The sequence below is a fragment of the Alteromonas sp. 009811495 genome (assembly GCF_028865455.1).
Lineage (GTDB): Bacteria > Pseudomonadota > Gammaproteobacteria > Enterobacterales > Alteromonadaceae > Alteromonas.
In genome coordinates, this window is record NZ_CP113972.1 from 1,898,541 (window position 1) to 1,911,415 (window position 12,875).

12 protein-coding genes are annotated in these 12,875 nt (G+C 46.3%); 10 read left to right on the forward strand and 2 right to left on the reverse strand.

All coding sequences use genetic code 11. The annotated features are described in order from the left end of the window. Positions 1-19: 19 nt before the first annotated feature. Positions 20-3,406 (reverse strand): ribonuclease E, encoded by a 3,387-nt coding sequence (rne, locus tag OZ660_RS08620; protein WP_274743224.1) that lies wholly within the window; start codon positions 3,404-3,406, stop codon positions 20-22. A 787-nt stretch (positions 3,407-4,193) separates the two neighbouring features. On the opposite strand from rne, the gene rluC reads away from it, so the two are divergent. Next, positions 4,194-5,141, forward strand: coding sequence for a 23S rRNA pseudouridine(955/2504/2580) synthase RluC (gene rluC, locus OZ660_RS08625; RefSeq protein ID WP_159624950.1), 948 nt, complete (start codon positions 4,194-4,196; stop codon positions 5,139-5,141). Continuing rightward, complete coding sequence (locus OZ660_RS08630; protein ID WP_274743225.1) at positions 5,138-5,830, forward strand: HAD family hydrolase; 693 nt, start codon at positions 5,138-5,140, stop codon at positions 5,828-5,830. Before rluC ends, OZ660_RS08630 begins: the two co-directional genes overlap by 4 nt. On the opposite strand, the gene OZ660_RS08635 is transcribed toward OZ660_RS08630, so the two are convergent. Beyond that, positions 5,827-6,447 (reverse strand): Maf family protein, encoded by a 621-nt coding sequence (locus OZ660_RS08635; RefSeq protein WP_274743226.1) that lies wholly within the window; start codon positions 6,445-6,447, stop codon positions 5,827-5,829. The two genes, OZ660_RS08630 and OZ660_RS08635, sit on opposite strands and share 4 nt — an antisense overlap. Before the next feature lie 166 nt (positions 6,448-6,613). Here OZ660_RS08635 and yceD point away from each other — a divergent pair, with 166 nt between their 5' ends. The 8 genes from yceD to fabF all read left to right on the forward strand — a co-directional run bounded on the left by yceD (position 6,614) and on the right by fabF (position 12,831). Further along, positions 6,614-7,147, forward strand: coding sequence for a 23S rRNA accumulation protein YceD (yceD, locus tag OZ660_RS08640; protein WP_159625001.1), 534 nt, complete (start codon positions 6,614-6,616; stop codon positions 7,145-7,147). A gap of 3 nt (positions 7,148-7,150) precedes the next feature. Continuing rightward, positions 7,151-7,321: a 50S ribosomal protein L32 gene (gene rpmF, locus OZ660_RS08645; RefSeq protein WP_012518206.1), complete on the forward strand. Its 171-nt coding sequence runs from the start codon at positions 7,151-7,153 to the stop codon at positions 7,319-7,321. A 15-nt stretch (positions 7,322-7,336) separates the two neighbouring features. Then, entirely contained in the window at positions 7,337-8,362 is a 1,026-nt protein-coding gene (gene plsX, locus OZ660_RS08650; RefSeq protein ID WP_202265347.1) for a phosphate acyltransferase PlsX, read from the forward strand. Beyond that, entirely contained in the window at positions 8,359-9,324 is a 966-nt protein-coding gene (locus tag OZ660_RS08655; protein ID WP_159624942.1) for a beta-ketoacyl-ACP synthase III, read from the forward strand. Before plsX ends, OZ660_RS08655 begins: the two co-directional genes overlap by 4 nt. A gap of 66 nt (positions 9,325-9,390) precedes the next feature. Further along, positions 9,391-10,320 carry an ACP S-malonyltransferase gene (gene fabD, locus OZ660_RS08660; protein WP_274743227.1) on the forward strand — a complete coding sequence of 310 codons (930 nt, stop codon included), beginning with the start codon at positions 9,391-9,393 and terminating at the stop codon, positions 10,318-10,320. A gap of 9 nt (positions 10,321-10,329) precedes the next feature. Then, positions 10,330-11,070: a 3-oxoacyl-ACP reductase FabG gene (gene fabG / locus OZ660_RS08665; protein WP_274743228.1), complete on the forward strand. Its 741-nt coding sequence runs from the start codon at positions 10,330-10,332 to the stop codon at positions 11,068-11,070. A 199-nt stretch (positions 11,071-11,269) separates the two neighbouring features. Then, positions 11,270-11,509, forward strand: coding sequence for an acyl carrier protein (gene acpP, locus OZ660_RS08670; protein WP_012518211.1), 240 nt, complete (start codon positions 11,270-11,272; stop codon positions 11,507-11,509). 83 nt (positions 11,510-11,592) lie between these two features. After that, positions 11,593-12,831, forward strand: coding sequence for a beta-ketoacyl-ACP synthase II (gene fabF, locus OZ660_RS08675; protein WP_159624936.1), 1,239 nt, complete (start codon positions 11,593-11,595; stop codon positions 12,829-12,831). Positions 12,832-12,875 lie beyond the last annotated feature (44 nt).

A 12,875-nucleotide genomic window follows, 5' to 3' on the forward strand; every position in this document is an offset into this window, starting at 1 on the left:
GAGTCAATCGCACAAGATATTAAACGCCTTGTGCCTGACTATCATCGACTGCATCAGCTTCACTTTCAACAACGGCAGAGGCCGGTGCAGCGTCATCAACGCTCTGTGGGAGTGTTGTAGGCGCAGACGCTCTTGCTGAAACATGTGTCATTGCTGCTGCTTTGCCCGAAACGGCAAGGGCAGGGCGTGAGTCGTCTGCTTTTGCTGTTAATGCAACGTCAGTAAATACGTCGTTAACTGCAGTTGGCAGCGCCATAGGATGCGAAGCACCGCGCTTGCCTTTACCGCTTGCGGCTAAACTGTTGTTAACCGCTCTAGCTGGCGCTGTTTCGGCGACTGGCGCTTGCTCAGTACTCACTTCAGAAGTCGACGCTTCGGCAAGGTTAATCTCAACTTGCTTAGGCGTTTGTGCTTCTTCAATCACTGGTGCAGTGGCAGCCGTGTCTTTTGCAGGCGCTTCCTCTGCGTTGTCAGTAGCTGTGTCAGACGCGTGCGTATCTTCGTTGTCTGAAGATGGCTGTTCAGGCGCTGAAGGCTCTACGTCTGCTGAAGGCTCTACATCCGCTGAAGGCTCTGTACCCGCTGAAGGCTGTTCGCTCGCTGACGGCTCTGTAACTAATGGCTCATCGGCTAAAGGCGCTTCAAATTGAAGTTCGTCTTGAACAGCTTCAATCTTTGTTTTGGCCTCTTCGCGTTTCGCGTCTTCAGTGACAGGTTGTGCATCTGCAGGTTCAAGCTTACCAGGCTCTTGTGCTTGAGTTTCTTCAACTGTCACCGTTTGAGCTTCCTTCTGCTCGTCAGCTACGCTCGTTGGTTCAACAGGGGCAGGTGCTTGCGATTCAAGCTTTCCAGGCTGCTTTGCTTGCGTTTCAGCTTCATCAACCGAAGGCGTGTTATCAACTGAACCTTCGTCAGTCTGCTGCGCTTCTTTTTTGCGGCGTTGGCCAGCTGCACGAACATGACGAGGAGAGCGTCTTGAACGTCCACGTCCTTCACGCTTTTGCGCTGTGTCTTCACCCGCTACGTCTTTCGACTCGGCATTATCTACAGCTTGCTTTTCTTCAACAGTGTCAACTGGTGCATTAGCAACATCAGCTTTTTGTGCTGCTTCAACCGGTTTTTCAGTAACGTCTTCGTTACTTTGCTGGTTATTTTGCTGACTGTGCGTATCTGCAGGCTTTTCAGCTTTAGCTGGTCTGTCTTGCTTTGGCTTAGACTGCTTTGGTTTGCTTTCAGCTGGTGCAACTTGTTGTGTCGATTCTTCTGCTACTGCTTGTTGCGTGGCTAGATTTTCGTTGGCAGTTTGGCCATTCTCATCTTTTTTCACACGAACGCTGCGGCGTTTGTCACGACGCTTTCTTCGCTCGGCCACCTCACGCTTCTTCTGCGCTTGGTTTTCTTGCTGCTCACCGTCTGGCTTGTCCTGTTTAGGCTTCTGCTGGTCGTCTCTTTGTTGCTGAGGTTTACGCTGCTGCTTACGGCCTTTGTTGTTGCGCTTGTCGTCTTGCTCTGAACGCTGTTCATTGCGCGACTTGCGATTGTCTTGTTGCTCACCATCTTTACTTTGTTGAGATTGGTTGTTGCGACGATTGTTCTTATTGCGCGGTTTACGGCGGCGGTCGTCATTGTTGCGGTTTCGCGATTGCTTACCTTTGTTTCCAGACTGTTGCTTTTTATCTTTGTTCGATTCTTGCTCTTCTTCGCTGCCAAACAGATCGCTGATCCATTTGCCAATGCGTGCTAATAGTGATGGCACGTCGTCTGACTTAGCGGCAACAGGAGTTTCTTTAGGTGCAACTACTGGCGCTGCTGTTGGCGCAACCAAACCTTTAAGTGCTGGTTCTTCGCGTTTTACAGGTGCCGATGTCGTGGTTTCTGTTTCTGCTTCAACTGCAGGCATTAATTCCACTTCATAGCTGGCATCAGATACAACGTCATCTGGGCGACGGCGCAACACTTGATAATGTGGGGTCTCTAGGTTTGCATTAGGGATAAGCAGTAGATTAACACCGTGGCGTTTTTCTAGTAGCTGTATCGATTTACGCTTTTCATTAAGTAGGTAAGTCGCAACAGGTACAGGCAACTGTGCTTCAATCTGTCCTGTATTTTCTTTAATGCTTTCTTCTTCAAGAATACGCAATATTGACAGTGCCAATGACTCTGTACCGCGAATAGTGCCGTGGCCAGAACAGCGTGGACATACGTGATGTGCTGATTCACCAAGCGACGGACGCAAACGCTGACGTGACATTTCAAGAAGACCAAAGCGAGAAATTCGACCTAATTGCACTCGTGCTCGGTCACTGCGCACAGCATCTTTCATGCGATTTTCTACTTCGCGCTGGTGGCGAACAGGGGTCATGTCGATGAAATCAATAACGACGAGGCCGCCTAAGTCGCGTAAACGCAATTGACGCGCAATTTCGTCTGCTGCTTCTAAGTTGGTATTAAGCGCCGTTTCTTCAATATCGCCGCCTTTTGTTGCTCGTGCGGAGTTGATATCGATAGACGTTAATGCTTCTGTCGGGTCGATAACAATTGAGCCGCCTGAAGGCAAGCGAACTTCCCGTTGGAACGCTGACTCAATTTGGCTTTCAATTTGATAATGACTGAACAGAGGTACTTCGCCACGGTACAATTTTACGCGGTTGGCAAAATCAGGGCGTACTAATTGAATGTGCTGAAGAGCCTGTTCGTAAATGCTCGTTTTATCAATAAGGATCTCGCCGATATCGCGACGCAGATAATCACGGATAGCACGAACAATAACATTACTTTCTTGGTGAATTAGAAACGGCGCTTCGCGTTCTTGGGCAACTTCTGAGATGGCTTCCCAGTGCTTTAATAGTACTTTTAAATCCCACTCTAATTCTTCGTAAGACTTACCTACACCCGCAGTTCGAACAATGAGTCCCATCCCGTCAGGCAGGTCAAGTTTGCTTAGTGATTCCTTAAGTTCAGTACGCTCATCACCTTCAATTCGACGTGAAATACCGCCAGCACGAGGATTGTTTGGCATCAATACAAGGTAGCTGCCTGCTAGCGACAGAAACGTTGTTAGCGCTGCGCCTTTTTGACCGCGCTCTTCTTTGTCGATCTGAATGATAACTTCCTGGCCTTCTTTAATCACATCTTTGATGTTTGGGCGGCCTTCGAATTTGTAACCTTTAGGGAAGTAAGTGCGGGCAATTTCTTTAAGGGGTAGGAAACCGTGACGCTCAGCGCCGTAGTCAACGAAAGCAGCTTCTAGGCTAGGCTCTACGCGGGTAATTTTACCTTTATAGATGTTTGCTTTCTTTTGTTCGTGTCCTGGACTTTCAATATCTAAATCGTACAACCGCTGCCCATCTACGAGGGCAACACGCAACTCTTCTTGCTGAGTTGCATTGATCAACATTCTTTTCATTGTATCTAACTCTGTTTTTAGTACAGCCGTTAAGACACAAAATTAAAGTGACATGTGCAAACCCTCACCGCGCAACCTCACGGCTGGACGGGGACCTTGTTGTAACGTCGCATTATCCCTGGTGGGTGACTTAACGTTGTCTAATAACGCTTTTTCAAAACCTTCGCAAAGAGGTGCAAGCCTAATGCATGCACGTAACCGAGGTGTAGTCACACTGCTTTAAGGATGTCGGGAGCGACTGGCCCTTATTACTCAATTCTTTGTTACAAGCGAAGTTAATGCATTCGCTTGTTTGTCATTTAATTCTGTTAGCTAAACGGCAAACTTATTTTATGTTCGCAAGCAATGGCTCCGCTTTATCCACGGCAGTGTAGTCGTTGCCTCTCTAGCTGGGTCGGTATGAAAATTATTTTTCATTGCTGATGCCACCGACACGCAAACCATGCTTTTTCGTTTACAAGTTAAAACAACACACAGTATTTTCGAGTGTTGTTGCTTCGGTCTTGTTAGTGTTTTTTAACGTAGGGTTTCACACAGTGGGCTATTTGGTTTTGTACCTTTTCTCAGCCGTTGTCAATATGCGAAGTTATCCATGTAAAAAACGTCGATGATTATCGCACCAAAATGCCGTTTTTAGCAAGGATAGCATGTGAATAAATCAAGGTTATTTGGTTTTATCATACAACAAAATACATCGCTTGCTTAAAAAAGAGGCGATAAGAACAAATTTAAGCAAAATCAAACTTTCCAGTATGTCGACGGTTGCGCATTGGGGTATAATGTCGCCATGAAAGATGAAGCACCTCAAAAAGTTCGTTTTGTAACGATAGAAGCCGACCTCGCTGGTCAACGTATTGACAACTTCTTGCGCACGCAGCTAAAAGGCGTCCCAAAGAGCATGATTTACAGAATCTTGCGAAAGGGAGAAGTGCGCGTGAATAAAGGGCGAGTAAAGCCAGAGTATAAGTTGCAGGCTGACGATGTAATCAGAATTCCGCCTGTTAGGGTATCGGAAGGTGCGCCCGCACCGTCTCCAAAGCTAGATAAAATAGCCTCCCTAGAGTCGCACATATTATTTGAAGATGACCGTATTTTGGTTATCAATAAGCCTTCTGGTATGGCCGTTCATGGTGGCAGTGGATTAAGCTTTGGTCTAATTGAAGGATTGCGTGCACTGCGTCCAGATGCCAAATTCATGGAGTTAGTCCATCGACTTGACCGCGATACATCAGGTTGCATTTTAATTGCTAAAAAGCGTTCTGCACTTCGTCATATGCACGAGCAATTGCGCACAGGTAAAATGGATAAACGCTACAACGCTTTAGTTGCAGGTCAGTGGCCTACCAATCGGTTTAAAGTTAAAGCACCGCTTCGCAAAAATATATTACAGTCGGGCGAACGTATGGTTAGCGTGAGTGACGATGGTAAACCGTCTGAAACCCGCTATCGCATATTGGAAGAATATGCTGGAGCAACGCTTGTTGAAGCGTCGCCTATTACCGGGCGAACTCACCAAATACGCGTCCACTGTTTACACGCCGGACATCCTATTGCGTGTGATCCAAAATACGGTGATAACGAGTTCGATGCGGCTATGCGACAAAAAGGGCTCAACAGACTTTTCCTACACGCACGCAGTATTTCACTACTTCATCCTGCAACTGAGGAGCGAGTAACGTTTTCTGCACCCCTTGATGACGTCCTTAGCGCTACATTAAAAACGCTAGAAGCATGAAGACAGACAAAGTAAATAAAACAAGTGCCGAGCAACGCATCCCGCGGTATAAGTTGGTTATCTTTGATTGGGATGGCACCTTGATGGACTCGGCAGATAAAATTGTCAACTGTATGCAGTTTGCCGCTAAGCAGTGTGACATGCCCATTCCAACGTATGAAGAGGTAGGGCATATCATCGGAATTAGTTTAAAACCTGCAATTATGCAGCTTTTTGCTATTAGTGACGAAGCCTTAGCCGAGCGATTGGTTCAGGCGTACAAAGATGCGTTTGTTGCACAAGACACTACTCCTTGCCCTTTGTTTGAAGGTGTAGTTCCCATGCTTGAGCGCCTTAAAGCTGCAGGCTGCACGCTTGCTGTTGCGACAGGTAAAGCAAGACGAGGGCTTGATAGGGCATGGGCTCAAACTGAAACCGGAGTATTTTTTAGCGGCTCTCGCACTGCAGATGATGCCACATCTAAGCCATCCCCCGATATGCTGTTACAGTTATTGGATGAGTTAGGTTTTTCTTCTGATGAAGCGGTGATGATTGGAGACACTACCTACGACATGCAAATGGCTAAAGCCATTGGTATGGACAGAATAGGGGTGTCTTACGGCGTTCACGCGCAAGTTCACTTAGAAGCCCTTGCGCCGGTTGCGTTGGTGCATTCGATAAAAGAGTTGGAACACGCACTGCTTGGTTAACGCGCTGCCATTGCCAATAGGTCTACGTCAAAATGAGTCGCTAATAAATCATTAAGCAACATGACGGGTAGACCTATAAGGCTGTTGGGATCACGGCTTTCAATCCGCTCAAAGAGTAAAACGCCCATACCTTCGCTTTTAAAGCTTCCGGCACAATCCAGCGGTCTTTCTTTTTCAACATAGGCTCGCAGCGCATCTTCAGTGTTGTGTCTGAACACAACTTTTGTTTTTTCAACCTCGGTAACGGTTGTATTGGTCGCTGCACGGTGTAAACAAATAGCGGTGTGAAAAATTACGGTTTTACCTCTGCAAAGAAGAAGCTGGTCTACAGCGTTTTCGATAGAGAGGGGTTTACCAAGTAACCTTGGGCCCGAGGGTGACTCAACTAGGGCAACTTGGTCACTACCGATAATAATGTGCTCATCAAATGTGCCACTATGCTGTTGCGCCACTTTTTCGGCTTTCTGTTGTGCTAAACGTAAGCTCAGTGCCGTGGCTGTCTCGTTCGGAAGCGGTGATTCATCGATTTCAGGAGAACAGGTGTCTACCTGTATACCGATATTGGCGAGTAGCATTTTGCGATACTGTGACGATGAAGCGAGAACAAGGTTAGTCACTGAATTTCCTTTATGTGGTAACATCTTGATGTAGCGGAATCTTGTACATGGTTTACGAAGTTGTAATGTTACTTTATAACGGTAGTTGATTTATAGTGGTTTATTCCTCGTTAATTCACAATTTTGCTTTGACACAAAGGGGTTGACCCTATATCATGCGCGCCCTATGCAGAAAGTGAAACTCCCTCATTCGGTTGAACCGATTAAAAGTGCAATGAAACGTTCCGATTATCGGGGCGTGATTGCGTCTAAAGATATGGAACGATTGAGCGAGGCAGTTGTCCGATGCAATGACTATGTGGACGCAGAAGTACAGTTCGAAAAAGACGCGCAGGGTCTTACTGTCTTTCACGGTCACTTAGCCACGCAGGTAACACTTATCTGTCAAAGGTGTAATGGTGAACTCGATTATCCCGTGGAAGCGGAATTCTGTTTTACTCCAGTGCAGGGAGACGAGCAGGAAGACGATGACATCATTCCCGAGGCTTACGAGCCGGTAGAGGTCAACGACCATGGAGAAGTTAATCTGCTTCAAATTTTTGAAGACGAGCTACTATTATCATTGCCAATTGTGCCCCTTCATGCAGAGTCGGAGTGTACAGTGAAGCAAGACGATATGTCGTTTGGAAAGATTGAACCGGAACAAGAGCGACAAAACCCTTTCGCGGTTTTGAAAGAACTTAAGCGAGACCAGGAGTAAGTTATGGCAGTACAACAAAATCGTAAAACGCGTTCTAAGCGCGGTATGCGTCGCTCACACGATGCATTGACAGGCGCGACTTTGTCTGTCGATTCAACGTCGGGCGAAACTCACCGTCGTCACCACGTGACCGCTGACGGTTATTACAAAGGCAAGAAAGTAATCGGCGCGTAATACGGCGACTACATTTTGTCTACACTAACCATCGCGTTAGATATCATGGGGGGCGATCATGGTCCCCCTGTTATCCTTCCTGCAGCCGTAAAGGCTATCCAACTTCATCCCAACGTGAATTTTACGTTATGTGGCGATGAAAACATTATTCATGCTGGCATTCAAAGTTTAACCGACGCTGAGCGTAGTCGCGTTACCGTCAAGCATTGTTCTCAAGTTGTTGAAATGGGCGAGGCGCCAACCTCAGCATTAAGACACAAAAAAGATTCCTCCATGCGTCGTGTTATCGAGCTTGTCGAAAGCGGCGAAGCTGATGCATGTGTAAGCGCAGGAAATACAGGTGCGTTATTAACCCTATCCTTTTATTTGCTCAAGACCTTATCGGGTATCGATAGGCCAGCGCTTATAAATATGATGCCAACGACTGGGCACCATAATGTTTTTTTACTCGACCTTGGTGCCAACGTTAACTGTACACCCGAAATTTTGTTTCAGTATGGCGTTATGGGTTCTGTGTTGGCGCAAGAAGTGGCTGGAATAGCATCTCCCCGCGTAGCATTACTCAACGTCGGCGAAGAGGATATAAAAGGTAACGCACAAGTAAAATCCGCCGACCAACTATTTAAAGATGCCCCAGGAATTAACTACATTGGTTATGTTGAAGGTGACGACATTTTCACCGATCACGCTGATGTAGTGGTGACTGATGGCTTCACGGGCAACGTAGCGCTTAAGTCGAGTGAAGGCTTAGCTAAGCTTGTGATAAATGAAGTAAAACGCCAATCACAGAAGAATTTCTATACGCGTTTGCTTGCAAAAATTGCTTTCCCATTACTGAAATCTATCTATAACAGTGTGAACCCCGACCAGTATAACGGTGCGAGTCTGATAGGATTGCGCGGCATTGTTATCAAGAGTCATGGAAATGCACAAAAAGACGCCTTTTATTATGCCATTGTACAAGCAATGAAAGAGGCCAAGATGCATTTACCTGAAAAGATAAAAACAAAGATAGAAACGGTATTGTTGGAGCAGCTTTGAGCAAATATTCACGCTTTATAGGAACAGGTAGCTATTATCCCAGCGAAGTGCGTACAAACGCAGATTTAGAATTAATGGTAGACACCAGTGACGAATGGATCACTGATCGCACGGGCATAAAAGAGCGACGTATTATTGGAGCAGATGAAACCGCTGCTACCATGGGAGCAGAGGCCAGTAAAAAAGCCATTGAAATGGCTGGCATCGACCCTAAATCTATCGACATGATTGTGTGCGCGACCACTAGCGGTCGATATGCGCTTCCCAGCACAGCATGTGAGATTCAACGAATTCTCGATATAGACGGCATTCCCGCTTTCGACGTAGCAGCTGCGTGTGCGGGGTATTGCTATGCATTAAGCGTTGCCGATCAGTATATTAAATCGGGAATGGCTAAACGCATTCTTGTAGTGGGCACTGATTGCTTGAGTCGCCTTATAAATCCTGAAGACAGAACCATGGTTATTTTATTTGGTGACGCGGCAGGGGCGACCATTATTGAAGCCAGTGACGAGCCAGGTATCTTATCCACCCACATTAACGCATCAGGATCTCATGGTGATTTGCTGTATGTGGGTAATCCAACGCGTGGTGATGAGCAATCTGTGCACGAAAACTGGGGAGTTATGCGTGGCAATGAAGTATTCAAAGTTGCCGTGACTAAGCTTTCAGAAGTGGTGGAACAGACACTGGCCGCGAACGGTATGGAAAAATCTGATCTTGACTGGTTAGTACCACACCAAGCAAACTTTAGAATTATTAAAGCTACAGCGAAAAAGCTGAATATGTCGCTTGACCAAGTAGTGCTTACCTTAGAGCAATACGGTAATACGTCAGCGGCCACCGTGCCTACTGCATTAGATACGGCTATTCGCGATGGACGCATCCAGCGCGGGCAGCATTTATTACTAGAAGCATTTGGTGGTGGTTTTGCATGGGCTTCAGCGCTTGTTCGCTATTAAGTCCTGCTAATATCGCACTTTTTTAGTGTTTTCTCGTTTCTAGTAAAAAAATAATAAGGAATCGATATGACAAAAACAGCCTGTGTTTTTCCCGGGCAGGGCTCGCAAAGTGTGGGCATGCTAAAAGAATTGGCAGAAACCTCACCAATTGTAGAAGCGACGTTCAAAGAAGCGTCAGACGCATTGGGCTATGACCTGTGGGATTTAGTTCAAAACGACGCAGATGGCAAGTTAAATGAAACGCACGTTACACAACCGGCATTGTTAACTGCCAGTGTTGCGATTTGGCGTGTTATACGCGAACAAGGCTTGGCTGTAGATTATCTTGCTGGACATAGTTTGGGCGAGTACTCAGCATTAGTTTGTGGCGGCGCGATGGATTTTGCTGACGCTGTTAAACTAGTAGAGGCGCGCGGTAAGTATATGCAGGAAGCGGTGCCAGCAGGCGCGGGAGCGATGTACGCCATCATTGGCCTTGAAGACGCAGCAATTGCCGATATTTGTCAGCAAACGGCTATCGCAACAGGCGACGTTGTTGCGCCAGTGAATTTTAACTCTCCTGGCCAAGTGGTTATAGCAGGTGAGAAAAACGCGGCAGAGCAAGCGGCCAACGCATGTAAAGAAGCCGGTGCGAAGCGCGCATTGCCACTAGCGGTGAGTGTACCTTCGCATTGTGAACTTATGCGCCCTGCTGCCGATAAGTTAGAAGATGCGCTATCTTCTTTAAACGTTCACGAACCTGCAATCAACATCGTGAATAATGTTGATGTAACGATTGAGACGCAAGGCGAAGCAATTAAAAATGCACTTGTTCGTCAATTGTACTGCCCAGTTCAATGGACACGCACAGTCGAATATCTAGCTGCAGCAGGGGTAGAGCGCATTATTGAAGTCGGTCCGGGTAAAGTACTTACAGGCCTCAATAAACGCATCAATAAGAGCCTTGATTCTCTTTCAGTTAATACACCTGAGGGTGTGGAAGCATTAAAACAATAAGGAATTGCAATGAGTCAATTAGACGGAAAAATTGCTCTTGTCACAGGTGCTAGCCGTGGTATCGGTAAAGCGATTGCGACGCAACTTGCGCAGCAAGGTGCAACGGTGATTGGAACGGCAACTAGCGACAGTGGTGCTGACGCTATTTCTGGCTACCTTGGTGAATTCGGCGGTAAGGGGCTTGCACTCAACGTGACTGATAAAGACAGTGTTGATGCGGCTATCAAAACGATAAATGAAGCTCACGGTGGTATCGACATTTTAGTTAATAATGCCGGTATCACGCGCGATAATCTGTTAATGCGCATGAAAGACGCAGAATGGCAAGACATTATTGATACCAATTTGACCTCAATATTTACCCTGTCAAAAGCAGTGCTTCGCGGTATGATGAAAAAACGCTTTGGGCGAATTGTTAATATCGGTTCGGTAGTAGGTAGTGCAGGTAATGCGGGTCAAGCTAACTATGCTGCAGCGAAAGCTGGCGTTATTGGTTTTTCAAAATCTATGGCGCGTGAGGTGGCTTCTCGTGGTATTACTATCAATGTAGTAGCACCTGGCTTTATCGACACAGACATGACAAAAGCATTGAGTGACGACCAAAAAGAAGCCATTTTTAAAGATATTCCGGCGAACCGTTTAGGTGAACCTGATGAAATTGCCGCCACTGTTGCTTTTTTAGTGAGCGACGGTGCTGCCTATATTACAGGCGAAACTATCCATGTAAATGGTGGAATGTATATGGGGTAAATTCGCAAAAATTGCGAATTTTCCTTAGTTTGGGGTGGTATTTACCCGAACTTGGATGTAAAAATAGTATTTTACGAATTTGGAATGTCGCTGGTTTGACCAGAAAATTAGTTTAATCTGGTGCTTGCAAGGGCTGACCTTGCAAAATAAACTAGCGGCAACTTTATTATCTAGTGACGTTTAAGGGAAACCTAGAATTATGAGTAACATTGAAGAACGCGTTAAGAAAATCATCGTTGAACAACTTGGCGTGAAAGAAGAAGAAGTAAAAGCAGAAGCTTCATTCGTTGACGATTTAGGCGCTGATTCACTTGACACAGTTGAACTGGTAATGGCTTTAGAAGAAGAATTCGATACAGAAATTCCTGATGAAGAAGCTGAGAAAATCACTACCGTTCAATCAGCTATTGATTACATCAACGCGAACAAAGACGCTTAAGTCTTAAGTAGCGAAAAAGCGGCTCTACTCTAGAGCCGTTTTTGTATCTCCTACCTTTTTTAGTTCCAAAGCGAGGACTTTTTGTGACAAAACGTCGCGTAGTGGTTACTGGTCTTGGAATGCTTTCACCATTAGGTCTGAATAGCGAAGACACATGGCGCAAATTGCTAGCAGGCGAGAGCGGCATCGGTGAAATCACCCATTTTGATTGCAGTAATTATTCAACCCGTTTTGCAGGTCAGATCAACGATTTTGACCCGCAGGAATATATTGAAAAGAAAGAAACGAAAAAGATGGACCGTTTTATCCAGCTTGGCATTGCCGCGGGTAAACAGGCTCTTGTCGATTCTGGCTTATCTATTTCAGCAGACAATGCGCATCGCGTAGGTGTGGCGATCGGTTCAGGAATCGGTGGTTTAGAACAAATCGAACAAAACCACATCAAGTTGCTAAATAGCGGCCCTAAGCGTGTTTCTCCTTTCTTTGTACCTTCAACTATCACGAACATGATTTCAGGGTTCTTGTCTATCATGGAAGGATTGAAAGGACCGAATATAAACGTTGTGACTGCCTGTACAACAGGTGTTCATAATATTGGTATTGCCGCAAGAACAATTGCTTACGGCGATGCAGACGCCATGCTGGCAGGCGGTGCAGAAGCGTCAATTACGCCGCTTGGTATGGCTGGCTTTGCCGCAGCACGCGCATTGTCGTCACGTAATGACAACCCGCAGGCAGCAAGCCGTCCATGGGACAAAGACCGTGACGGTTTTGTGATGGGCGAGGGCGCTGGTGTCGTTATGCTTGAAGAGTACGAATCAGCGAAAGCGCGTGGTGCTACCATTTACGCTGAACTTGTTGGTTTCGGTATGAGTGGTGATGCATACCACATGACGTCTCCGCCAGAAGATGGTGAAGGCGCGGCGGCTTCCATGCAAAACGCGATTAACGATGCTAACGTAAACGCCAATGAAATTGGTTACGTTAATGCCCATGGTACTTCAACACCTGCCGGTGATATTGCTGAAGTAGCAGCGGTGAAGCGCGTGTTTAACGACCACGCCTATAATCTGTTAGTCAGCTCTACTAAATCGATGACAGGTCACTTGCTTGGTGCTGCAGGTTCAGTTGAAGCTATTTTCACTATTTTGGCACTGCGTGACAAAATGGCACCGCCGACCATCAATTTAGATGAGCCGGGTGAAGGTTGTGACTTAGACTTTGTTGCCAATAAGGCAAAAGCGTTTACGTCGGACTACGCGCTGTGTAATTCATTTGGATTTGGCGGGACAAACGGCTCACTGATATTCAAGCGAATTTAACTAACAAACATGTGATTTAGTTAAAAATCGATTAGAAAGGCAGC

Coding starts and splice junctions, on each gene's coding strand:
- rne (WP_274743224.1), bottom strand. CDS start 3,406: ATGAAAAGAATGTTGATCAATGCAACTCAGCAAGAAGAGTTGCGTGTT.
- rluC (WP_159624950.1), top strand. CDS start 4,194: ATGAAAGATGAAGCACCTCAAAAAGTTCGTTTTGTAACGATAGAAGCC.
- OZ660_RS08630 (WP_274743225.1), top strand. CDS start 5,138: ATGAAGACAGACAAAGTAAATAAAACAAGTGCCGAGCAACGCATCCCG.
- yceD (WP_159625001.1), top strand. CDS start 6,614: ATGCAGAAAGTGAAACTCCCTCATTCGGTTGAACCGATTAAAAGTGCA.
- rpmF (WP_012518206.1), top strand. CDS start 7,151: ATGGCAGTACAACAAAATCGTAAAACGCGTTCTAAGCGCGGTATGCGT.
- fabD (WP_274743227.1), top strand. CDS start 9,391: ATGACAAAAACAGCCTGTGTTTTTCCCGGGCAGGGCTCGCAAAGTGTG.
- fabG (WP_274743228.1), top strand. CDS start 10,330: ATGAGTCAATTAGACGGAAAAATTGCTCTTGTCACAGGTGCTAGCCGT.
- acpP (WP_012518211.1), top strand. CDS start 11,270: ATGAGTAACATTGAAGAACGCGTTAAGAAAATCATCGTTGAACAACTT.